The sequence below is a fragment of the Protofrankia sp. Cr2 genome (genome assembly GCF_963555885.1).
Taxonomy (GTDB): Bacteria; Actinomycetota; Actinomycetes; order Frankiales; family Frankiaceae; genus Protofrankia.
On sequence record NZ_CAUVXG010000062.1, the window covers coordinates 2,670 to 27,182 of the forward strand.

Here is a 24,513-nt window from a genome sequence, read left to right on the forward strand (position 1 = left end):
CGGGGCTGCAGCCGGGACGGGGGTTGTCGGATGCGCCGACGCCGCCGCGGCGGTATCCGCGCCCGTGGTCGCGGCCGATCCTGCGCCGGTGGGCTGGCTGCCCGCCGCACCTGCGACAACCCCGGTGAACGAGGATCCGACGATCAGTTCAAGGCGGATCGCGGTCGGATCGCGCTGGAGTACGGAGCCGGGCACGGCAGCCTGCAGGGTGCGTGCGGCGCCGTCCTGACCTGGACCGTAGACAACCGTGGAACTCGTGTGGCTACGTAGGGATGCGTTGCCCTCGTTGGATGCGCGGAAACCGTGTCTGATCAGCTCGGTGGCGGCGCGGGACGCGAGCCCCGCGACCGTCGAACCGTTGTAGACCGCGACGGTGATCTGATCTGCCGACACGGTGGGCGTGGCGCTGCTCGCCCCGGACCCGGACCCGGACACCGACGGCAGCGGCGACGGGGACGCCTCGGTGCCACTGCCCGGGGCGCGCAGCGGCGCGACGATACGATCAAGATCGGTCGGATCGTAAATCTGGACAGCGCCGAGTCCGGGGAGCTCACCCGAATCGCCGATGCCGCCTTCCGCACGGGTCGGGGCATGGGTCGGCAACGTCACTGATTGGATACTTCCTGTGGCCACATCCCGCATCCGAGTAGCCAGTCCCCGCAGATCGGCGATGCTCGTGTGACTGTCGAGGGTGAGCGCGGATGTCGCCGATGACAGCAGCGCCTCAAGCTTGACCGGGCTGGTCAACACCCCACTGGCCATCGCCTTGCGGAAAACCGCGCCGATGAACTGCTGCTGGCGTCGGATGCGGTCGAGGTCCTGCTCGGGCAGCCCGTGTCGCTGCCGGACAAAGGCCAACGCCTGGCGGCCGTCCACCTGGACGGTCCCGGGACCGCCGAGGAACCCACTCATCGGGTCGTTGGTGTTCGTGCTGACCTTTCGCACGTTGTTGTCGTAGAAGACATCGCGGTAGGTCGACGGGAGGACACAGACGGCGACGCCTCCGATCGCATCCGTGATGGCACGGAAGCCCTCGAGGTCCATGGACACGTAATGGTCGATCCGGATGTCGGTGAGCCGCTCGACCATGTTGACCAGCAGGGATGGACCGCCGTCCGCGATCGCCGAGTTGAACTTGGCCCGATGCGCGCCATGTCGGTGGCCGTTCGTGTCGGTGTACTCGGGAATGGTCACCAATGTGTCACGAGGGAAGGACACCATCGTGCTGGTGCCGTCCGCGGCGAGGTGGACGACGATCGTGGTGTCCGAACGCTGGCCGGGCGCGTCGCCATAGGCGCCGCCGGCACCGGCCCGACTGTCGGTACCCACCAGCAGGTAGTTCTCGACACCATGGGCCGGGGCGGTCGGCCGCTGACCGGTGAGACCAAGATCTACTCTGGTGATTTTCCCGTTGAGATGGCTGTAGAGCACCCAACCACCGACGCTCGCCACCAGGACGACGACCGAAAGCAGCGCGAAAACCACCTGAAGCAACCGTGAGACGACCCGGGAAGCACCCCACGTTGACGACCCGTCCGGAGCTCGGACCCGCGGATTGAGGCTCGCCGGCAGCACGGCATCACGGGTCACGGCATCGCGGGTCACGGCACCACCTGTCGCCGACGACTGCCGCATCTCGCCCGATACCCGCCTCTCAGCCCGACATCCGCCCGATCCGGGACTGAGCGTATATAGACATCGAGACGGGCAGGGATGGGCTGCGGCAGCATGCTGGACGGGGTGACGGTGATGACTGGATGGATCGTGCTGGGACTCGCCATGTTGGCATTCACTCTGCTGTGCGCGGTGGCACTATATGATCTCCTGCAACGTCGGCACTCGATCCTTCGGACCTTCCCCGTCGTCGGGCACCTGCGCTTCCTGCTCGAAGACGTGGGTCCGGAGCTGCGCCAGTACATCGTCACCGGCAATGATGAGGAGCGGCCCTTCAGTCGCGGCCAACGCCGCTGGGTGTACGCCACCGCCAAGCAGGACAACGCCAACACGGGCTTCGGCACCGACAACGACCTGGAACTGTCGGCGAACTACCTCATCATCAAACCGGCGGCGTTCCCGCTGCCGGGGCCCGCGACAACGGACAACCTGCTGGCCTGCCAGAAGGTGCTCGGCGCGGCACGCGGTCGGCCGCAGGCGTTGCGGCCACCGTCGGTGGTGAACGTCTCGGGCATGAGCTTCGGTGCGCTGAGCGCTCCGGCGACCACCGCGCTGAACCAGGGGTGCGCCATGGCCGGCTGTCTACACAACACCGGCGAGGGCGGGATATCCGACCACCACCTGCACGGCGGCGATCTGATCTTCCAAATCGGCACCGGATACTTCGGCTGCCGCACTGTCGACGGCCGGTTCAGTCTCGAGCGCCTGGTCGACCTCGCCGCCAGGCACCCGATCCGCGCAGTGGAGATCAAGCTCAGTCAGGGTGCGAAACCCGGCCTGGGTGGAATCCTGCCTGCGGCGAAGGTCACCCCCGAGATCGCCCGTATCCGCGGGGTCAGGGCCGGCGAAACCTGTTACAGCCCGTCGACCCACACGGCGTTCGGTGACGTCGACAGCATGCTCGACGTCGTCGAGGAGATCGCCGCGGCAACGGGGTTACCGGTCGGGATCAAGTCGGCTGTAGGTGAGGCGGGATTCTGGAAGCAGCTCGCCCAGCAGATGGCGACCACAGACCGCGGGGTCGACTTCATCACCGTCGACGGTGGTGAGGGTGGCAGCGGTGCGGCGCCGCTCGCCTTCAGCAACCATGTCGCACTCCCCTTCAAGATCGGCTTTAGTCGGGTCCACCGGGTTTTCGTGGAGGCCGGACTGGACGACCGGATAGTCTTCGTCGGCTCGGCCAAACTCGGCTTCCCCGAGACCGCGCTGCTGGCCATGGCCATGGGCTGCGACCTGATCAACGTCGGCCGGGAGGCCATGCTGGCGTTGGGCTGTATCCAGGCGCAACGCTGCCATACCGACCGCTGCCCCACCGGTGTGGCCACCCAGTCCCGCTGGCTGACCCGCGGGCTGGACCCGCGGGACAAGTCGGCCCGCGTCGCCAACTACGTCCGTGGCCTACGGCACGAGCTGCTGCGGCTCGCGCACTCCTGCGCCGTCACCCATCCGGCGCTCGTCACGCTCGACAGCTTCGAGATCCTCGATGGGCACTTCGGCTCCCGATCCGCACGCGAGCTCTTCGGGGACGACGGCAAACGGTGGAGGTAGGCGTCTACCGGATCAGGTTCGCGCAAATCCGTGGCCGGACGTATCCTCAACCGTAGGTCGAGGCGCCAACCTGCGGGATCCATGCCGGTATTTCTTTTCCAGACACATTCAAACCGCATAATTCTTCAGGACAACACTCGCCCGTCACCGCCTGTTAGTCGCGCCACGTAGACTGGTCACGGAATTCCGGCGCGGAGGGCTCAATGGAGTTTCGACATCTGGTATCCTTTCTGGCCATCGCGGATGAGCTGCACTTCGGACGGGCGGCGGGCAAGCTTCATCTCGCCCAGCCGTCGCTGAGCCAACACCTACAACGCCTTGAACGCGAAGTCGGCGTCAAGCTGGTAGCCCGCACCTCCCACGAAGTCCGACTCACACCGGCGGGGGTCGCGTTTCAAACCGAGGCAAAACGGATACTCGATCAGGCCGGCAAAGCCGTTCAGGCCGCCCGCGACGCAGCTGCCGGGCGGGCTGGCACGATCAACATCGGCTACAACTTCCCAGCCGGTCATCGGGTACTGCAGCCAACGCTCGTACGGCTGCACGCCACCCACCCTGGGCTGATCGCCCACCTGTGGGAACGACGCACAGGCCCGCAGCTCAAGGGCTTACTCAGCGGCGAACTCGACGTCGGCTTCATATTCGGATTGCCGCCGACCAACGACCTTCGGTCCCGCGAGGTGCTGCGGCTGCCACTGGTGGCCGTGGTCGGCGAGCAGCACGACTGGGCCAGCCGCGAACAGGTTCCGTTCCGAGAACTGGAACACCAGGCATGCGTTCTGTTCAGCCGTACGCAGTCCCCGGCCATGTACGACACGATCGTCACCACGGCCGAGCGACTCAGGATCATTCTGCGGGTCGCCGCCGAGGTCGACGACCCGGGAGCGACCGCCCTGGTACTCAACACTCGCCCGCTGGTGGGGTTCGCCTCGCTCGACCGCGTCCGCGGGACCAAGGGCCCGGTTGCCGTGCCCCTCATCGATCCCGTCCCGATGCTGTCCGTCCACGTCGTGTGGCGACCGAACCGAACCAAAGTCGTCGACGCCCTGCTCGACACCCTGGAGGAGACCGGTCCGTTCCACTGAGCTTTTCCGCTAAGCCTTGCCGCCTGGTCGGAACAGCCTGGATCGCCCATTTTCACGTCGTTTTGGGTCCAATTGCTCCCGAGGCTAGCCCGTCCGGAGGTCGGTCATGTCCGCGCCAATGACCCACGATCAGTTGACCGCAGTGCCGACGCCGTCAAACGCCCCGTCCCTGACCGTCGTCAGAACAACGAGGGAAGCCGACGACATCATTTCTCTGGTCCTCGCCCATCCCGCTGGAGAGAAACTCCCCGGGTGGACGCCGGGCGCCCATGTCGACGTCATCCTCGGGTCCGGCCTGGTCCGACAGTACTCATTGTGCGGCGACCCGGCCGACGATATGAACTGGCGAATCGCCGTACTGCGTGAAGAACATGGCCGGGGCGGGTCGATCTACCTGCACGACGAAGTACAGGCCGGGTGGTTGTTGCCGGTCGGGCCACCCCGTAACAATTTTCCACTGGTCCCGTCCCGGCGTTACATTCTCATCGCCGGCGGCATCGGAATAACCCCGCTCCTGCCTATGATCACCGAACTCGATAAGCGGGACGCCGAGTGGACGTTGTTCTACGGCGGTAGACAGCGGACCAGCATGGCGTTCCTCGACGAGCTGTCGGCCCACCAAGATCGTATTGCCATCCACCCGCAGGACGAATCCGGGCTGTTGCCGCTGGAGCACATCCTCGGGCAGCCTGAAATCGGGACGGCGGTCTACTGTTGCGGGCCCGAGGGCCTGCTCACGGCGGTCGAAGCCGCCTGCGGTGGCTGGCCGGCCGGCGCTGTGCACGTGGAACGTTTCCGGCCCCGGGAACGACCCGACGATCGCCCGGCGGACACCGCCTTCGACGTGGTGATCGGCAGTACTGGGCAGAAGATACGGGTGGGCGCGGACCGGACGATCCTGCAAACTCTCGAACGCGCCGGCTTCGACGTGCCGTCATCGTGCCGCGAGGGCACGTGCGGCAACTGCGAGACCCGGTTCATCGCCGGCGATGTCGATCACCGTGACGAGGTACTCACGATCGAGGAGCAACGCACCGGCGACGCCCTGATGATCTGTGTGTCACGAGCCCGCACGGATTCACTGGTCCTCGACATCTGAGGCCTCGTATCTATCGCCTCAGCCACGACACCAATCGACACCGTCGGGCCGGGATGATCGGGTTGAGCCCGCCGCATCCGACGGACGTCCAATTTTCGGCGCGTTTGCTCTCCGTACACCGTCCTGGAGTTAAATGCAGCTGCGCCTAAGTGGTCGGCGCCGGAAGTCGGGGTTCCTGCCGGATTGGCGAAGCCGATCCGGGAGGCCCACGGAATACAAGACGGCGTGGGTCCGGCGCGAAAGGAGAGCCGGGGCGGTGAGCCGCATCCAGATCGAAGCGTTGACCAAGCGTTTCGGCAAGGTCACCGCCGTAGACCGGGTGAGTCTCGACATCAGCAACGGCGATTTCCTCGTCCTGCTCGGCCCGAGCGGCTGTGGAAAGTCGACATTGCTCCGGATGATTGCCGGACTGATCGAGCCCGACGGCGGGCGGGTCCTGCTGGATGAGCGCGACGTCACCTTCACGCCACCCAGGGACCGCGATATGGCGATGGTTTTCCAGAGCTACGCCCTTTACCCGCACCTGAGTGTCGAGCGCAATATCGGTTTCCCGCTGCGCTCGCGTCGACGCCCACGCGCGGAGATACGCGAGAAGGTACAGGCGGTCGCGGAGCTGCTCGATCTGGCCGACCTGCTCGACCGTCGGCCCAGAGCGCTCTCCGGTGGGCAGCGCCAACGCGTGGCGGTCGGTCGGGCACTGGTCCGCGACCCGGGTGCCTTTCTCATGGACGAACCGCTGTCCAACCTCGATGCCCAGTTACGCACCGCGACCCGTAGCCAGCTACGGGCGCTGCACAACCGGCTCGGCTCGACCATCGTCTACGTCACGCACGATCAGATCGAGGCCATGACCATGGCCACCCGGGTCGCGCTGCTCAATGCCGGCCGCCTTGAGCAGGTCGGCACTCCCACCGAGGTCTACGACGAACCGGCGTCGACGTTCGTAGCGGGCTTTCTGGGCTCACCACCGATGAACCTGCTCCCGGCCCGGGTCGAGAACCACTGCGGACGCGTCCGCGTGCACGCCCCCGGCGTCGAGGTGCCGCTGTGGGTGGCCGGTGACTTCCCCGGTCGCGACATCATCGTGGGGATCCGCCCGGAACATCTGGTCGGCGTCCCGCCGGCGTCGCCGTCACCCATGTTCCGCGGTCGGGTGACGGCGGTGGAGAACCTCGGCAGCGACGAGGTCGCCCAGTGCATGGTCGGCGACGCGCCTGTGTTCGCGCGCGGACCGCGCCCGCTCGGGCTGCGTCCCGGCGAGCCGGTGGCCTTTGACACCACCGCGGATCGCGTGCATCTGTTCGACGGCGCCAGCGGTCGCAGGCTCGTCTGGCAGCCAGAAGAATCATCTCCCATAAGGAGCACGACGTGAAAAGATCGCGCTATCTCGGTGGGGTCACAGCCGCGCTCGCACTCGCACTCGCAGCGACGTCATGCGGCGGGGGCCGCTCGTCCACTGCCGCTCCCTCCACCACCGCGACCGTTCCCGAGCTCAGGGCCGACCAGCAGGTCTCGATCGTCCTGGAGAGCTACAACCTGGCGCAGGCCGGGGCGTGGACCGACACGTTCACGGATCTGATCAACAAGTTCCAGAGCGCCCATCCCAACATCAAAGTGACGGCCCAGAAGCCTGCTACCGCGACCGCCAGCGGCTACGGGTCGGCCGCGGCGGCCAGCATCCAGCGCCAGATCGCGGCCGGCAAGCCGCCTGACATCGGGCAGCTGGGATTCGGCGACCTCTTCTACGCGGTGAAGGGGCTGGGGGCCACGCCGCTCGACGACGTGGTCGGCCACGACGCGGTGCAGGCCACCTTCGGCGGCACACACCCGTTCGCGCCGACCGCGCGCACTCTGGGCGACTTCGACGGCAAGACCTACGGCATCCCGTTCGTGTTCTCCACGCCGATCCTCTACTACAACGCCAGCCTGTTCACCCAGGCCGGCCTCGACCCCGCCAAACCGCCGGCCACCTGGGCGGAGGTCAAGACCGCCGCCCTCGCCATCAAGAGCAAAGCCGGTAAGGACGGCGTCTACATCGACTGCCTGACCAAGAAGGCCGGTGACTGGTGTTATCAGGCCCTGGTCGCATCCAACGGCGGATCGGTGCTCTCCGCCGATCGGACCAGGCTCACCTTCGCCGAGGCGTCGGCGGTCGAGGCCGTCACGATGGCCCAGGACCTGGTCCAGTCCGGCGCGAGCCCCAAACTCTCCCAGGAGCAGGCATACCCCGCATTCGCACGCGGTGAGATCGGCATGATCGTGGAGAGCAGCGCGGGTGAGGCCATGTTCCGTAAGGGCGCCACCGGTGCGAAGCCCCCGTGGGATCTGCGGGCGGGCGGGCTGCCGAGTTTCGACGGCAAGACGGTGGCACCGACCAACTCCGGGGCTGCCCTGGTCATGTTCGCCAAGGAGCCGGCCAAGCAGCGGGCGGCCTGGGAGATGATCAAATTCCTGACCGGTGATGAAGGCTACATCCAGCTCACCAGCAAGATCGGCTATCTGCCGTTGCGGACGAGCCTGCTGGACGACCCCGCCGGCCTGAAGGACTGGGCGGCGAAGAACCCCCTGATCAAACCGAACATCGACCAGCTCGCCCGGCTCCGGCCGACGGTGGCATTCCCCGGTGACAACTACGGCCAGATCAGGGACACGATGCTCGATGCCGTCGAAAGCGTCGTCTACAGCGGGGCTGATGCGCGGTCCACGCTGGCTGCGGCTGCGGACCGGGCGACAAAGCTGCTGCCGAAAACGTGAGGCCGTGACGACCCGGCATCAGCAGGCGAGGATCAACTGAGGTGTTCGTAGAACTCACCGCCACGGCGACACCCGAGACGCCGACGCCGGTCAGCGCAGCCCGGCCGTCAGCCACGCGCCGGGCGCTGCGGGCGCTGCCGCCCTTTCTCTACCTCGCACCGGGACTCGGCTGCCTGGTGGTCTGGACCTACCGCCCATTGGTCGAGGCCGCGCAGCTGTCGTTCTATTCGTGGAACCTGGTGCCGAGCAGGCCGAAGATCCCGGTCGGTCTGGACAACTACCGCCACGTTCTCCAGCTTCCAGAGCTCCGGAACTCGCTGTGGCTGACGGCGGCGACGATCGTGTGCCTGCTGCCGTTCACGGTTGTCCTGCCCACGATCGTCGCCCTGCTCACCCGCCGGGTGCGCGGCCGGCTGCGCGTCGGCTACCGGGCACTGGTGTTCGCGCCGGTGCTGGTTCCGCCGGTGGCGAGCGCGGCGATGTGGGTATGGCTGCTGGACCCGCGCCACGGCCTGGTGGACCGCCTGCTGGGCCGACCGGTCAACTGGCTGCATGAACGTGGTCCCGCCCAGCTCGCCGTCGTCGGCATCACCGGCTGGCACCTGCTCGGCTTCGCCGTCCTCGTCGTCACGGCCGGCCTAGCCGCCATCAACGACGAGTATGCCGCGGCAGCCCAGCTCGACGGCGCGAGCCGGTGGCAGATCACCCGATGGATCACCCTGCCGCTGCTGTCGCCGACCCTGGTCCTGCTGGCCCTCATGACCGTGCTGCTCGCCGGGCAGTTGACCTTTCCGCTGATCGACGCGCTCACCCAGGGCGGCCCTGACAGTGCGACGACCAACGTCTACTACCTGCTCTGGGAGTACGGCTTCAAGAGCTTCGACGCGGGCCTCGCTGCCGCCGCCGGTCTGGCCTTCTTCCTGTGTTTCGGGCTGGTGGCCGTCTTCCTCGTGTGGCTGTTCGAGAGACTGAGCGTCCATGACGACTGAACATTCATGACAACTGATGACTCGTGGATGACGACCATCGTCCCTGCTGTCGCTACGAAGGGTGACCGATGACCGGCTTCACGGTGGACGGACCGGTGGGCGCCCCAGCCCCGCGACGCCGCGTCCCCTATTGCCGGTCGCTCTTAGTCGGCCACGTCGTGCTGACGGTGCTCAGCCTCGCCTGCATCGTCCCGATCGGCTGGATGTACGCGACGTCGCTGCGCCGTCCCAGCGATGTCTACGGCTCGTCGCTCCTTCCCTGGCCGCTGTCGCTGGGCAACTACCGGCACGCGGCGGAGGTCGTCCCGATCGGAGCGCTGCTGCTCAACACGGCCGTCGTGGCGGCGCTGACCGCTGCGGGGCAGTTGCTGACCGGTCTGTTCGCCGCCTACGCGTTCACGGCCTGGCGTTTTCCCGGCCAGCGGCTGCTCTATCTGCTGTTCGTGGGGACGTGGTTGGTGCCGTTCCAGGTGACGATGGTGCCCAACTACACGTTGCTGTTCCGGCTCGGTCTGCTGAACACACTCGCCGGCGTGATCATCCCGACGCTGTGCACCGCCCTGAGCGTCCTGCTGCTACGCCAGCACATGGAAAGCTTCCCCAAGGAGTTGCTGGAGGCTGCACGCATCGACGGGCGGTCGTCCTGGTCGACGCTGTGGACGGTCGTCGTGCCCAACCTGCGGCCGGTGCTGGCCGCGCTCGGGATCGTGCTGTTCATCAACGCGTGGAACGAGTACTTCTGGCCGTCGATGGTGCTCCAGCAGGCCGACTCGATGATCCAGCTTGGGCTGCGCGGCTTCCTCGGGGGGACCGAGGGCAATGACTGGGGCGGAATCATGGCAGCATCAGGGCTGTCCTGCCTGCCGATCTTCGTCCTTTATCTGATTCTCCAGCGACGCATCGTCAACGCGTTCGTGCACTCCGGCCTGCGGTGATACCAGAGAGTCACCCCAGCACCGGCCAGCCGGGACGGTTACCGGCTGGCCGCGCAGGCATCGACGACGTGATCGGTTACGTGGCCTCGCTCACACCGCCGCCTTCTCGGTCTCCAGGAGATCCTGCAGTTCACGCACTGCTTCCCGGAGCTCGTCGGCGAAGGCGAACATGCCGTCAACCACCGGGAGCGGCGTGCTCAGGTAAAGGTTGAAGCGGTCCGGCAGCAACACGTAGGCGATGCCGATGCACTGGCTGCTGGTCGACCCGAAGCCGAAGTACTCGACGTTGGTGGACGGTGCGGAGCTGGTACTGAGATAGTCGTCCCGCATCGTGAGCCAGCCCGGCGTCTGGTACAGGGCCGGCGCCGCGGGCACCCCCAACGCCTCGCCGCGCCGCTGCGCAATCAGCGCCAGCTCCCACAGGTGCTGCTCAGGAGCCTGCCCCGCCTGGCATGCCTTCGCCCGTTCCACATGCGCGTCGGCAGCTGCCCGGAACGCGGCGCTGCGGGTCGCCACATCCACGTCGGGGTCATCCATCATGGCGACGAACCGCATCACCTCGGGCGTGACAACGCGCATCGCTTCGGTCCGCCCGCGCCGGTACTGGCGCGTGGCAATCGACTCGTAGGTGGCGCCCACCATTCCTTTGGCGCGCTTGTGAGCGACTTGATAGGCCAGCTGCACGAATGCATCAGGCGACATCCCCAGCGCCTTGGCCCGGTTTCCGCCGAAATCCTCGAACGACAGAATGGAGGTGGCGACGGCGGCCCCGAACGCGGCGAACGCGGCACCTGCGGCCCGCACATCGGCCCGCAGGTCACCATCAAGCACGAACTCGACGGGCGTTACGCCCGGCAGGCCCTGGGCCAGTGCCCCCGACCGCGCCGAGTGCTCCTGTGCCGATGCACCCAGCAGCGCGTCGACAAAGCTGAGGACCGTCGTCCCATCCAGACCGCAATGCTCCACATTGATACCGGCGGTACCATCGGCGAATACGATCAAGGACACGGCCTTGTCGAACCACCGATTGCCGCTGTCACCGTGGAGGAGGTTGTCACATGCCGCCAGCGTGTCCGCGGGTACGAAATCCTCCAGGCACACGCAGAACAGCGCGGTTTCCACCGCGTCGAGCGCGTCAGCGTTGCCGGGATCGCAGCCGAGCAGCGCGTGGCGAGTGGCTGCCCACTGTGCCCGAGCCATGGTGGTGAGATGCCCGACCGACTGCTCCGGTGCGGCCCGCATCGCACCGGCCTTCATAATTGACTGCAGACCCGCCACTAGATCGTCCAATGTGTGAGGTCGACCAGCCGCGCCCAGCACGTCCATGCGGAACATGTGCCCCCGGAAGAACACCACGATGTGACGCGCCCGGGATGGGCCCGGCCACTGTTCGCTGTAGGGGGCGCGGACGGTATCCTGCACGGCTCCTGGTATCCGCGTCGTGGAGAACAGGAACTTGTTCTGCTCCATCGAGAGAGCCTGCCCGCGCTGGACGATCGGCGCAACGATCTCCTCGTCGAGCGCCAGTTTGTAGTTGACGGCCCCGGCGATGAGCCCGGCCGCCCGATCCACCTGTGTCAGGCCGGCGTCCTTGAACAGGAAGAAGTAGTTCGCGTTGATCGCGATCCGATCGCGCCGCCCCAGATACCGGGACTGCCAGAATGTGTCGAGCCAGCTGTGCACGCCGTCGCCGGCGTTGTACTGCTCGAGTGCCGCGTGGAGTTTGTGCCCGGCACCGTCGCGTCCGCGGAAGGACTCCACCGCAGCCTCGGTTGTCGCCAGCTCGGTCGCGGTCAACAGCGGTGCACACCACGCGAGGAATCGCTCGCAGCTCGCCGCCACGGTCGGCAACGGCACCCGCGGCAGTCGGTCCTCGTTGCCAAAGGTACGGGTGGACCAATCTTGATCAGATTTCACGTTCATCGTCGACCTCAATGGTTTCGGCGAGCTGGATAATTCTTTGTTCGTTGCCAGGTCCACGACCGCACAAACTTTCGTGTCGCGTGGCCGAGAGATGTGGAGCTGCGCGTACAGCCAGCCCTCGGCTTCCAATCCGCGCGGATCCACGCCGACGTCCCACAGCGTGTCCAGGACGAGTGACTGCTCCTGTGCGGAGGCGAACCGCCGCTGCTTGAACACTCGTTCGATGTGAACGGTTTCATATCCGAACCCGGCCAGGCTCTCGGCCACCGGTTCGAACGGGAACATCCGCAGCACGAAATGCGCCATCCACGGCCTGCGCTCGCTGTTGGCGCTGACAACCCGTGCGATGGTCCGGTCCGTGACGTAGCCGAGGCAGCCGGTCGAGATGACAAGATCGACCCCGGTGAACTGCTGGCGTTGTCGCTCCGTGGGGTCGCGCGTTTCGAGGTCGGCGTGTACCACATCGTCGACGAATCCGGCCGAGAGCGCATAGGAAAGGGCGGGGTGGGACGTGTCGAGGCCCACGAACCGCGTGCACGTGCGGCGATTACGCGAACGGACCATCTCCCGGTCGCGGGTCAGCAGCGTGCTGCGGGTCTGTGACCGGGCATCGAGGCCACAGTAACGCTCATACAGTTCATCCATGGTCGCGTCGAATTTCAACAGAGCGGCGTTGATGCCGTAGGAGCAGCCAATGTCCAGGATATTCGGAGCCCGGTTTTGCTGTAAGCTCCGGTATTCCTCGATGAGATTTGTGAAATATGGCTTGGCGAGCTGCGGGATGCAGTAGTCGAGCGCGCGCAACGTACTGAAATAGGCGCGCGGATCGGGTTGCGTGTAGATGTGGTCGAGGGAAACTTTTCCGGTGGCGTCAAAATGCACGGGTTATGCTCCTCCCTGGCTTACAGAACAGGCAACGGGCCGGCATCGTAGTCAGCACGCCAGCGGCTCCTAATCCAGTAGCCGGTCGACCCGCACAGCGTTTCCATCGGCCGCCAGATGTTGTGGCAGGACGCGACCGAAAAGCTGCCTCGTCCGCGCCACGCTGCCGACGACGCCATGACGTTCGCTATATGCGAAGATCGCCGAGTGACGCGCTGTATCGCCGTGTACAGAGCTCACCCGGTGCATCGAATAACGACCTTTGAAGAGCTGGAGATCGCCTGGGCGCAGCGACAGCCGACGAATCAGGTGCTCACCGCGGCCGGCCAGCACGGCCCGCACGTCGTCGAAATTCTCCGCCTGCGCGGATCTGATGTCCGGGCAGTACTCGAACACACCACCGGCTCGCGGTTCCCGGGTGAGCAGGCTCACCGCGAACTCATTTGTATCGAAATGCCAGGGATGCTCCGTTCCCGGCATGACGACATTGAGGCACAGCCCGGCAAGGGGGTCTGCGAGCTCGTGGATGCGGTCCAGTCCGAAGCAGTCCGCGATGAAGCGCTGAAACAGTTCGTCGGTGTAGAGCCGATGAATGATGAAATCCTCTGGTATGCGATCGCGTGCCACAAAAGCATTGCCGCGCAGCATGGCGACCGAGCCCGGATGATCTGCTGGAAGGGTTACCTCCGGTGCGATGTTGTAGGCGTTCACCGTTTCGACCTCGTAATACGCCGCCGGCGCGATGGTCGCGCATTCCTGCTGTAATTCTTCACACCGGGAAGGCCGAATGAAACCGGGCAGGATGCTGCAACCGGTATTGTGCAGCTCGCGGCGGGTGCGAGAAACCACGTACTTCCAGTCGGCTCCGGTCGGCGCTGCCAGGGGATAGCGAGCCGTGTCGACCATCCGTCCAACCACCCGAGCCCCCGATGTACCCATGAGCATCCTCTCCACCTCCCAGGGGCACCACCCTGGGCCGGGACACCCCAATCGACTCGGCAGTCCCTGTGTGTGACGCCCATACGCAGCCAGCGATTCAACACATTGTTGCTCGTAATTCAATTGCCGTGAAGTCGGTTGTGACATGCGACACTACGAGCGCCCGACAGCAGGAGCGTGGATCAAGGAGCGGGGCTGGGGGGTGGACGCGGATCAGGGGCGCGGTACCGTCGTGATCTCGTTGATGAGGGACGTGTCGTGCTCGGCCCGACAGAACCGGGGGTGGTCGAGGACGTCGCGCAGAAAGCCGGCGGTCGTTGTCACCGTCGGACCACTCAGGCGCAGCTCGTCGAGTGCCCGCCGCATCCGCGCGAGTGCCTGGTCGCGATCGGGTGCCCAGACGACGACCTTGGCCAGCAGCGAGTCGTACAGCGCCGGAATGCGGTATCCGGCGAAGACATGGGTGTCGACGCGGACGAACGGGCCGCCGGGCAGTGAGAACTCGCTGACCACACCCGGCGTCGGCGTGAAACCCGCCGTCGGGTCCTCGGCGTTGATCCGGCACTCGATCGCGACGCCGCGCGCGGCGACGTCGTCCTGGGAGAACCCGAGCGGTTCACCGGCGGCGACGCGTAGCTGTTCGCGGACCAGATCCGTCCCGGTGACCATCTCGGTGACCGGGTGCTCCACCTGGAGCCGGCAGTTGACCTCCATGAAATAGAACTGACCGGCCGGGTCGACCAGGAACTCGAAGGTGCCCGCGCCCACATAACCGACCGCCCGTGCGCCGCGGACCGCGGCGGCACACATGCGCTCGACGGTGTCGGCGGGCAGTCGCGGAGCGGGCGTCTCCTCCACGAGCTTCTGGTGGCGGCGCTGCAACGAGCAGTCGCGCGCGCCGAGGTGGACGACGTTGTCGTGGGTATCGGCGAGGATCTGCACCTCGACGTGGCGCGCGGACTGCAGATAGCGCTCCACGTAGAGCCGCCCGTCGCGGAACACCGCCTGGGCGCTGGCTCGGGTCTCGCTGTAGGCACGAAGAAACGCGTCGGGGTCACCGACCACGGCCATTCCACGCCCACCGCCGCCGGCCACCGCCTTGATGATGACCGGGAACCCGATTCCGGCTGCGAACTCCGCTGCCTCGTCGGCGTGGTCGAGTGCGTCCCGGCTACCCGCCAGCAGCGGCAGCCCGGCCTCGGACATGATCGAACGGGCGCTGGCCTTGTCGCCGAGGCGGTTCATCACCGACGCCGGCGGCCCGACGAAAGTGAAACCCTCCTCTTCGCACACCTCGGCGAAGTCCGCGTTCTCCGACAGGAAACCGTAGCCGGGGTGGATCGCGTCGGCACCCCGGCCCCGCGCCGCCTCGATCACGGCCGGGATGTGCAGATAGCTCGCCTTGGCCGGGCCGGGACCGATCTGTACCGCCTCGTCGGCGAACCGGACGACCGCCGAGTCGCGATCGGCGGCGGAGTGGACCGCCACCGTGGCAAGGCCCAGTTCACGGCAGGTGCGGGCCACCCGCAACGCGATCTCACCACGGTTGGCGATCAGCACTTTTTTGATCATCGGCTGACACCGGTGGTGGCGCCGTTACTGTTGCCGGTGGCCACGGCCATCAGCGGCTCTCCGTGCTCGACTGATGTACCATCGGTTACGAACAGCTCAACGACCCGGCCGGAGACATCGGCTTCCACCGGGATCATCAGCTTCATCGCCTCGATGATCGCAACCTGCTGGCCCCGGACTATCGAGTCACCCTCGGCGACGAACGGCTTCGCCCCGGGCTCGGGCGCCCGGTAGAACACACCGACCGTGCCGGCACGCAGGACGTGGACGTCGACGTCCGGCTCGGCCCGCGCCGCCGGCGGACCGATCTGTGCGTGGGCGGGTTGGGGTCTGTCCGGCTCGGACACCGGTACCCGCACCGGCCCCGACACCCGACCGGAACCCGGATCGGCCACGGCTACCGACGCGATCGGCGGCGTCTGCGACCAGGCGACCTCGACGAAGATGTCGCCGGCGCCCGCCCGCACCCGAACGGGCGTCCGGGACGCCTGCTCGCATACGGCGACCGCCTGTTGGCGCAGGATCGTCAGGATCTCGTCAAGCTCGTCGACACCCCGGCCCGTCGGCCGGCGCGATTCCCACCCCGCCGGTGAGGCCGACGGGGTCACGCCCGGATCGGTACCGCCGGGATCGCCGCTCCCGGCGGTACCGGCGGATCCGGGCGACGCACCGTTGGTCGGAAGCATGGTCATCAGGCACTTTCCTTTTCGCCGGGGCCGACGCTGTCAGGACCGACACCGTCAAGGGCTGCACTGTCGAGGTCGACACTGTCGAGGTCGACACTGTCGAGGTCGGTATCGAGCAGGGTGAGGGTGTTCGCGCCGAACTGACGGAACCGGGCCCTGCGGCCGGTGACGAGGGTCATCTGGTCCCGCGGCAGCAACTCGGCCAACGTGCTGGTCAGGGCATCACGAAGGGCGTGCGCGGCCAGCAGGTGATCGCTGTGTGCACCGCCGTCGGGCTCAGGAACCACGCCGTCGACCACGCCGCTACGCAGCAGCTCACGCGCGTCGACACGCAGTGCCGCGGCGGCCTTCGGTCCGGCGGCGCCGTCCTTCCACAGGATCGCGGCGCAGCCCTCCGGGCTGATCACCGAGTAGACCGCGTTGGAACACATCAGGACCCGGTTGGCGAAGGCGAGCGCAAGCGCGCCACCGCTGCCGCCCTCACCCGTCACCACGGCCACGACCGGTACCGGCAGGCCGGCCATCAACCGGAGGTTCTCCGCGATCGCGACGGCCTGGCCCTGTTTCTCCGCTTCGATGCCCGGATACGCGCCCGCGGTGTCGATAAGGGTGATCACCGGGAGGCCGAGCTTAGCGGCCAGGCGCATGACCCGCGCGGCCTTGCGGTAGCCGGCCGGCGAAGGCATCCCGTAGTTACGCCCGGACAGCTCGGCCGCGGTGCGCCCCTTCTGGGTACCGATCACCACGACCGGAACGCCCTCGAGGCTGCCGAGCCCGCAGACCATCGCCGGGCAGTCAGCCGACATCCGGTCGCCGTGCAGTTCGTTGAAATCCTCGATCATGAGCGCGATGTAGTCCAGCGTCGTGGGCCGACCGAGCCGGCGCGCCAGCCGCACGGACTCCCACTGGTCCCGCTCGGGCAGCCGGTCGGGATCGACGATCAGCCCGGATCTGCCCGCCGACCGCGGCGCGGGAACCGTCCTGCTCACCGACCGACGACTACCCACGGTCAGCAACCGGCTCAGGGTGGCGCGCAGTTCCGCCCGCGGTCGGATCATGTCGATGACGCCATGGCGGACCAGGAACTCCGCGGTCTGGAACCCCGGCGGCAGAGTCTGGCGGATGGTCTGCGCGATCACCCGCTGACCGGCGAAACCCAGCCGCGCGCCCGGTTCGGCGATGATGATGTCGGCCAGCGTCGCGAAGGATGCGGCGACACCACCGAAGGTGGGGTCGGTGATGAGCGACAGGGTGAGGATCCCCGCCTCGTCGAGCTGCCCGAGCGCCTGGCTGGTCTTGGCCATCTGCATGAGGGACAGGACACCCTCCTGCATACGGGCGCCGCCGGAGGCGGTCACCAGCAGCAGCGGGGTCCGCTCCCGCAGCGCGATCTCGGCTGCCTGGGTGATGGCCTCACCGACCGCCGCGCCGAGGCTGCCGCCCATGAACCGGAAATCCATGGCGGCGACGACCACCGGGTTACCGTCGACGCGGCCGCGGGCGCAGACGACCGCCTCGTCGAGCCCGGTGGCCGCGCGCGCCTCCCGAAGTCGCTCGACGTAGGGACGGCTGTCGACGAACTGCAGCGGATCGTTGTCGGACACGACCGCTTCCAACAGATTCACACTGTCGGGATCCAGCAGCATCGTCAGGCGTTCATGAGCGGTCAGCGGGGCGTGCCAGCCGCATTCCGCGCAGACCCGCAGCGCGCGGGTGAACTTCTTTGCATAGACGATCGCCCGGCAACCGCCACAGACCAGCCATGACGGGCCGCGGGTCTGCGTGCCGTGCCGTTCGGACAGGGTCACTGTCATGATCTCTCCCACCGATCGTGTTCGCCCGCGGTGTCACTCCGCGGCGGAGACGGGATGTACGTGGCGCAGCGCGCAGGCAGGCGCACGCCGGCAAGGCGCAGGTGGTTGACCCGACTCGTGAACGCGGCGCCACGCATCATCTGCGCGGCGATGTCAGCCACCCGCCTGTTCGCAACCGAGGCCAGATAGGTCCCGGTGACCCAGCTGTTGAAGGCACCCATCGCCGGACCGCACCAGATCTGGTAGTCCGCGACCCGGCCTGTCTCGCCGGCGATGCTCCAGCCCGAGGACAGGCCGAGGTACCAGCGGAAGACCAGGGCCATCCGCCGCTTCGGGTTGTCGGCCGCGCGAGCGATCTGGTCCGGATCACGCTCGGTGAAGAAGCGCACTGTATCGGCCCAGACGTCCTCCAACGGCCGGAGGAAAATCTTGCGTTCCAGGGCGTCCCGCTCAGCGTCCGCGATCGCCTCGATGCTCTCGTGCGCCCGATAGACCTCATAGAGCCGCCTGGCCTTGGACGCGAACATGGTGCCGCGCTGCAGGACCTGCACCTCGACACCCATCTCGAACATGTCCGCGGACGGGGCCATCGCGCAGTCGGCGGTGCCGGCACCGGCCAGCAGCCGCTTTGTCGCCTCCGACTGGGATGCCTCGACCGATGCCTGGTTGATCGACCCCGTCACCACATAGGCCGCGCCGAGTGCGAACGCCGCCGCCGCCGCGGCCGGCGTGCCGATCCCGCCGGCCGCACCGACCCGGACCGTGCGCCCGGACCCCAGCTCACGGCCGATGCGATCACGCAAGGCGATGATCTCGGGAAGGAGGACGGTCAGCGGCCGGCGGTCGGTGTGTCCGCCGGAGTCGGCCTCCGCGGTGACGTCGTCAGCGATGGGTACCCCGCGCGCAAGGTCAGCCTGTTCCGCCGTGACCAGACCGGCCTCGACCAGCCCGCGGACCATCGACTCCGGCGCCGGACGCAGGAAGCGCTCGGCCACCTCGGCCCGGGAGATCTTGGCGACCAGCCGGTTGCCGACCTGGACCCGCCCGGCCCCGTCCCGGGTCAGCCCGGCCAGCCGATAGCGCACCACCTGTGGGGTGAGGTCGAGGAAGGCCGACGCCTCAACGCAGCGCACCTGGTGGCGCAGGCACAGGTCGACCACGTCCCGCTCCATGGCCAGCTCGTTCGGGCTGTGGATGAGGTTGCACGCGAAGGGCAGCCCGGGCGCGTTACGCCGGATCGTCGTCAACGCCTCGTCCACCCGGGCGTGGGGCACCCCGGCCGCGCCGAAGGACGCGAGAAACCCGTCCCGGGCCAACGCGGCGACCATCGCCGCCGAGGCGATCCCGTTCGCCATCGCACCGGCCATGTACGGATGGCGCACACCGTGGTCGCGCGGGAAATCCGGCGACCCCAGCCGGTCGGGCGCCAACGGCGGGACCGCCGCCAGCACCTGCGCACCGGCGCCGATCAGCCGCTCGTCGTTGACCGCGGCGATTCCGCTGGCATCCCGGATGACGAAACACGGCCGTTCGAGGGTGGTCAGCACCTCGTAGACGTCGGCCGCGGTGCGGGCCGGACCCGCGGCAGAACCGGCGCCCGCAGAACCGGCGCCCGCAGAGCCGACACCGGCAAAGGCCGGCAGACCGGCCGGCGTGGTCACCATGGCAGCGCCCCTTCCTCCCGCAGTTCAACGGCGATATCGGTCAGCTCATAAATACGCATGGTCGGCTTCCAGACACTCGCGTCCGCGATAACCCGTATCCGGCCCGGCTTACGCTCGACGGCCTTTATGTGGACCTCAAGGGTTGTCGCGGCGTCCGTCGGCAGAATCTGACCCCGGTACTTCCAGGTCATGGGCAATCCGACCGGCAGCACGAACCCCGGCCGGACCAGGCCGTCGGCGTGACCGCCGTCGACCACCCATTCCTGCATCGCCGTAATCACAGCCTCCACACCGAGGGAGCCGGGAATGACCGGGTCCCGAAAGAAGTGGCGTTCGAAGAACCAGTCCGCGGGATCGATCGCGCGGACCGCCCGCAGGTATCCCCGGCCGTACCGGCCACCGTCGTCGACCACGTCGACGTCGTCGAGAAGCGCGAGATAGCCCTGCGAGCACAACGGCGCCGACCGGTCGGCCCGGCGGCCGGCGATGTTGATCGTCCGGACCGCCGGACGGCGTTCCTGCTGCTCCAGCCATGTCGGGACGAGGCGGCCGGCATCGAGCCCGCTCTGGCGGGCAAGAGCCGCCGCACTGAAGTACCCGAACATCGACTCACCTTTGTAGACGGGCTCGCCGTCCACGGAGAACAGGTATCCGAAGTCCTGCAGGACCGATCCGGGCATGGGCGTCGTGGACAACAACGTCGAGTGCTGCCGCAGGGTCGTGTCCCGCAGCTCGACCTCGCGCAGCAGCGTGGCGGTACCACCGAGGTTGCGCAGGCTGTGGTCGCCCTCCAGCGCCGGCAGGGTCGCACCCAGGTAGTAGCCGAGTATCAGCGCCGACTGCAGCGAGGTTTCCATGTACACGCAGTTCGGCATCGACGCGTTCGCCGATTCCTGGTAGTACCAGGCATCGGCGGGAGAGTCGTACTCGGTCTCATGGCTGGAGCCCGGGCGCGGGTTCCCCCGCTCCCCGTCGACTGTGACGATCCGGTCGACCAGGCGCAGGCCACCGTCGGGTAGGCGGGTCGCCCGGGTGTCGCGGTACCGGGCGAACTCCGGCCCCAGCGCCACATCCTGGTCGCCCTTGGAGCAGTGGGCCATGTGGAGCTCGTTGAGCATCATCCGCTCGCCAAACCTGTTCTTGCGCCCGAGAAACACCGGGACGATCCCCCCGACGCCCGGCCCTACCGGGGCGCCGGGCTTCTCCCGGATGCCGAGCGTCACATCCCACAGCCGGGCAACGACCTCGCCCCCGGCCCGGATCTCGGCGTCGACGGACAGCCACGGACGCGGGACGAGATCGACGGCCGTGACCGCCAGCACGATCTCGTGCTCCGCGCTGGTCCCGGCGTCTTCTTCGAGGTCGACCCGGCACCGGTCCGGTTCGCCCCGCCCGTCCGGGCGACCGCGCACGAACGTGGCGTCGGCAAGGCAGAGGTGCAGGCCCAGGTACATCGCGAACACCTGGGCGGCCTGCGCGGTCGCCTCGGCCAGCAGCACCGCCCGCGCCGCCGCCGGCGCCGAACCGGCCCGGGCGGCCACGTCGGGCCGCAGCGTGGCACGCAGCTCGCCCCTGCCCCAGGCGCCGCCCCGCAGCGCGATGTCGTCCACCCGGCTCAGCAGGGGGTCGCCGGCCGGCGCGAGTCGGATCGACGGGTTGGCGCCGTCCTGGTCATAGGCGGCACCGAACACCCCGGCGATCGACCCCTCGACCAGCCGGGCGAGATCAGCGCCGGCCAGCTGGGTACGGTCGCTGCGTGCCAGCGGCTTGAACGCTGCCTCGGCAGTCACCGGTTCGCCTGCGACGACCCGATGGGCACCGTGTGCGACCGCAAACGGTTGACCGTCCACGATCTCGAACCGCCCGACCGTCACCGGCTGAGTCACGGCCGGCCCGGGCGCCACCGGTGGGATCTCGACATGACCGGTGGCCGGGTCCGCCTGGCCCGCCTGGCCCGCCTGGCCCGCATGGCTCGCCTGGCTCGCCTGGCCGGTGGCGCCGAACGCAGCGATCATTGCGCTCTGCAGGTTCGCCTGGGCCCGCAGGGCGCTGCGGTGCGCGGCCACGACCACGGCCCGCACCTCCCCGACGAGCGCCGTCGCCGATACCTGCCTCAGCGCCTCCGGCGGTGGGGAAAACAGCCTCCCACCGCCTTCGACGGATACCTGCCTCAGCGCCTCCGGCGGTGGGGAAAACAGCCTCCCACCGCCTTCGGCCGATACCTGCCTCGGCGCCTCCGGCGGTGCGGAGTACAGCCAACGGGTGGGGTCGAAGGCCTCCCCGTCGAACTCCAGGCAGTCAAGGTCCCCGGCCTGATCCGCTGTCATCGCGTGCTCTCCGTCCACGTCATTGAGCCGGTCGGGCCATGCCTGCGGCGACCAGGGTGGACCCTCACGCCGTCTCCCCCGCCTGGCGGGAACGCACGGCCTCGGCGAACTTCGCCGCCATGTCGGGAGTTCCGATCATCGAGACATCGGTCAGGCGCTGCAGGACACGACCCCCGGGATCGCATGCGGTCACCGTCACCGTCAGGGAGGATGCCGTCGACCGGATGTCGTCCAGGACGACGATGAACCGATCCCCGTCAGGAAGCTGGGCGAAGTACTCGATCCGCCCCACCGCCAGCGGCAGGCATGCCTGGCCCGTCAGCCACCTGCCCAGGACCGACGGTCCGTGCAGGAGGACATCGGCCAGAACCGGGCTGTGCAACGCACCGGCGAACGCGCCGCCGGCCACGACCTGGTCGGCCAACCGGCATTCCAGCACGACCCGGTCATCACGGCGCTGCAGGATCCGCCGGATTCCCTGTAGGGACGGGCCGTGGAACAGGATGCCCTCGGTGTAGATCGCCAGGCCGTCCTCCGGACCGGACTGCGAATCATGACCGATCGTCCCGCCCGCTCCAGCAACCCCGGGCGGTGCCGGGTCAACCTGCTCGGCCAGCACGAACGTACCGACGTAATGTGAGACCGGCCGGCCGGTAGCGGCCACGCCGCGCACGCTCGCGCGCACCACGAGCCGACCGTCCACGGTTTCGGCCAGCGGTACCTCGACCTGGTACTCACGGCCCTGGGTCCCGTCGAACACGATGCCCTTGTGCACCTCGAAGCCGCGGACCTCGACCACTCGCAGCCCCGGATGCGCCCGTTCCAGCACGTTCACCAGCCAGCCGAGGCCGAACGTGGCCGGCAGGACGGGGAAGGCGTCGATGCGGTGATCCTGGAGCACCTCGGTGCCCTCGATCCCGATCAGGTCACGGCGGGCAGTGAAGGCCCGAGCCGGGCGCGGGCCGGACGTGGCGCTGAGCCCTTTCGGGGAACCGATCAGTACGCAGGCGTCGTCGCGGTGGCCGGCGGTGAACTCCGCCACGAACATCCGTGCGCCGGCGTCCGGCGCCAGCAGCTCGACGCCGCGCGCACGGAACACCGCACGCAGGTCGGCCGCGACCATCCCGCCGTCCCACGCGCCCCAGTCGATGGCCGTGACGTGCCGGTCAGGGTGTTCGCGCTTGAGGCTGGCCGCGACCCGGCACAGGGCCTCGTTCGCGGCCGCGTAGTCGGCCTGACCGGCATTGCCGAACAGTCCCGCCACGGAGGTGAACAGGACGACATGGCCTACCGGCGCGTCCCCGAGCGCGTCGAGGACGTTGCGCAGGCCTGCGAGCTTCGGGGTGAAGACCCGGCGCACATCCTCGGCGGTCTTGGTCCGCAGCAGCCCGTCGGACAGTGTGCCCGCGCCGTGCACCACGCCGGTCACCCGCTCGCGATGCTGCGACAACGCTGCCCGCACGGCTTCGGCGTCACCCACGTCCACCTGGATGTAGCTGGCCCCGGCCCCGGCCGCGGTCAGCGCGTCGAGCGTGGAACGGATCTCCCGTTGGGCCTCGACCTCGCGGAAGGCCGCCTCGACCTCCCGCGGCGTCGGCGGCTTGCCGCCGCCGGCTACCAGGGCCGCGATCGCGGCCGGCTTGAGATCACCGTCGGCCACGCCGGCGGCCCATGCCGGCTCCCCCGCCAGGGCGGTGCGCCCGAGGAGCAGGAAGGTCCCCTGACTGCTCGCGCCGAGCGCCCGGATGCAGGTCGCGGTAACCCCACGCCCGCCGCCGGTCACCACGAAGACGTCGTCGCCGCCGACCGTGGCCGCACCGCCGGCGGAGGACCCGTCAGCAGGCGACACCGATGGCGACCCGGGGTGCCCGCCAACAGACCCGTAGGGTCCCGGGACGATGGTCCAGCGGCCACGCGAGCTGTCGACACCCACCTCGGTGATGTCCAGCGCCGCGTCCCGTATCTCGTCCAGGAGCACGGCGACGGCGTCGTCGACGGCGAGTCCCGGATGGATGTCCAGCGCGCGGCAGAAGATGGACGGCTCCTCGTGCGCGAGTGTCTTGACCACTCCGCCGACCCCGCCGACCAGCGCCTGGGCTGCCTGGCGTTCGCCACGGTGACCGAGACCGCCGTCGATCCGGGTGACGGTCACAAAGCCGGCGCGGCTACCGGACCGGGCGCCGGCGGCAAGCGGTCCGCAGGCGTGCCGGGCCACCAGGACGGCGTCGGCGAGCTCGCGGACGCTGTGATCCCACACGTCGCTGCCCACCAGCGGGACGAGACAGAGATCGAGCCGGCCCGCCGCGTCCAGTGCCTCGGTGAGCCGCCGCTGCGCAGCCTCACCGTCCCAGGTGGACTCGGGCGTCGCCGCCCCGCCGGGAAGCGGGAGGTTCGCCCGTACCACCGTCCAACCGGCCTTCTCAAGCCCCAGCGCGAACGCTTCGCCCGCCTGGTCACCGCGATTGACGACAATGGCAACCGGATCGCTCGCATACGGCTGTTCGATCGTGTCGATCGCGGGCAACGGGACGAGTTCGACGGGAAACCGTGCCGCCGGCCCGGCAGACGGCTCCGGCGCCACCGCAGGCTCCGGGATGGCCGCGGGCTCTGAGACGGCCGGCA

The 24,513-nt window shown here is 68.1% G+C and carries 16 protein-coding genes; 7 read left to right on the top strand and 9 right to left on the bottom strand.

Translation table 11 applies throughout. The annotated features are described in order from the left end of the window. Positions 1-1,605 (bottom strand): LCP family protein (locus U9978_RS20530; RefSeq protein WP_322762771.1); only part of this gene is annotated, 1,605 nt, incomplete at its 3' end. A gap of 144 nt (positions 1,606-1,749) precedes the next feature. Here U9978_RS20530 and U9978_RS20535 point away from each other — a divergent pair. The 7 genes from U9978_RS20535 (at position 1,750) to U9978_RS20565 (ending at position 10,084) form a co-directional block, all read left to right on the top strand. Then, positions 1,750-3,222: an FMN-binding glutamate synthase family protein gene (locus tag U9978_RS20535; protein ID WP_322762772.1), complete on the top strand. Its 1,473-nt coding sequence runs from the start codon at positions 1,750-1,752 to the stop codon at positions 3,220-3,222. Positions 3,223-3,425: 203 nt separating this feature from the next. Beyond that, a complete protein-coding gene (locus U9978_RS20540; protein WP_322762773.1) occupies positions 3,426-4,307 on the top strand; it encodes a LysR family transcriptional regulator in 882 nt (293 codons plus the stop codon). Positions 4,308-4,413: 106 nt separating this feature from the next. Beyond that, positions 4,414-5,406, top strand: a complete 993-nt coding sequence (locus U9978_RS20545; protein ID WP_322762774.1) for a PDR/VanB family oxidoreductase — start codon at positions 4,414-4,416, stop codon at positions 5,404-5,406. Between the two features lie 256 nt (positions 5,407-5,662). Beyond that, the gene (locus tag U9978_RS20550) at positions 5,663-6,778 is read left to right on the top strand and encodes an ABC transporter ATP-binding protein (protein ID WP_322762775.1); all 1,116 of its coding nucleotides are present in this window, start codon (positions 5,663-5,665) and stop codon (positions 6,776-6,778) included. Further along, entirely contained in the window at positions 6,775-8,160 is a 1,386-nt protein-coding gene (locus U9978_RS20555) for an ABC transporter substrate-binding protein (RefSeq protein WP_322762776.1), read from the top strand. The genes U9978_RS20550 and U9978_RS20555 overlap by 4 nt, the downstream gene beginning before the upstream one ends. Positions 8,161-8,201: 41 nt before the next feature. Beyond that, positions 8,202-9,149 (top strand): sugar ABC transporter permease, encoded by a 948-nt coding sequence (locus U9978_RS20560; RefSeq protein WP_322762777.1) that lies wholly within the window; start codon positions 8,202-8,204, stop codon positions 9,147-9,149. Between the two features lie 68 nt (positions 9,150-9,217). Next, on the top strand, positions 9,218-10,084 hold the full coding sequence (locus U9978_RS20565) for a carbohydrate ABC transporter permease (protein WP_322762778.1): 867 nt from the start codon (positions 9,218-9,220) through the stop codon (positions 10,082-10,084). 90 nt (positions 10,085-10,174) lie between these two features. Here the strand turns inward: U9978_RS20565 and U9978_RS20570 are convergent, their stop codons facing one another. The 8 genes from U9978_RS20570 to U9978_RS20605 all read right to left on the bottom strand — a co-directional run. Then, complete coding sequence (locus tag U9978_RS20570; RefSeq protein WP_322762786.1) at positions 10,175-12,007, bottom strand: choline/carnitine O-acyltransferase; 1,833 nt, start codon at positions 12,005-12,007, stop codon at positions 10,175-10,177. A gap of 951 nt (positions 12,008-12,958) precedes the next feature. Continuing rightward, positions 12,959-13,828, bottom strand: a complete 870-nt coding sequence (locus U9978_RS20575) for an arpA protein (RefSeq protein ID WP_322762779.1) — start codon at positions 13,826-13,828, stop codon at positions 12,959-12,961. 213 nt (positions 13,829-14,041) lie between these two features. Next, positions 14,042-15,400 (bottom strand): acetyl-CoA carboxylase biotin carboxylase subunit, encoded by a 1,359-nt coding sequence (locus U9978_RS20580; RefSeq protein ID WP_322762780.1) that lies wholly within the window; start codon positions 15,398-15,400, stop codon positions 14,042-14,044. Then, positions 15,397-16,092, bottom strand: a complete 696-nt coding sequence (locus U9978_RS20585) for an acetyl-CoA carboxylase biotin carboxyl carrier protein (protein ID WP_322762781.1) — start codon at positions 16,090-16,092, stop codon at positions 15,397-15,399. Before U9978_RS20585 ends, U9978_RS20580 begins: the two co-directional genes overlap by 4 nt. After that, on the bottom strand, positions 16,092-17,900 hold the full coding sequence (gene accD / locus U9978_RS20590; protein WP_322762782.1) for an acetyl-CoA carboxylase, carboxyltransferase subunit beta: 1,809 nt from the start codon (positions 17,898-17,900) through the stop codon (positions 16,092-16,094). The genes U9978_RS20585 and accD overlap by 1 nt, the downstream gene beginning before the upstream one ends. Next, positions 17,897-19,564, bottom strand: coding sequence for a PfaD family polyunsaturated fatty acid/polyketide biosynthesis protein (locus U9978_RS20595; protein ID WP_322762783.1), 1,668 nt, complete (start codon positions 19,562-19,564; stop codon positions 17,897-17,899). Before U9978_RS20595 ends, accD begins: the two co-directional genes overlap by 4 nt. After that, positions 19,558-21,891 carry a beta-ketoacyl synthase gene (locus U9978_RS20600; protein WP_322762784.1) on the bottom strand — a complete coding sequence of 778 codons (2,334 nt, stop codon included), beginning with the start codon at positions 21,889-21,891 and terminating at the stop codon, positions 19,558-19,560. The genes U9978_RS20595 and U9978_RS20600 overlap by 7 nt, the downstream gene beginning before the upstream one ends. A 64-nt stretch (positions 21,892-21,955) precedes the next feature. Continuing rightward, a partial coding sequence (locus tag U9978_RS20605) for an SDR family NAD(P)-dependent oxidoreductase (RefSeq protein ID WP_322762785.1) occupies positions 21,956-24,513 on the bottom strand: 2,558 nt, incomplete at its 5' end.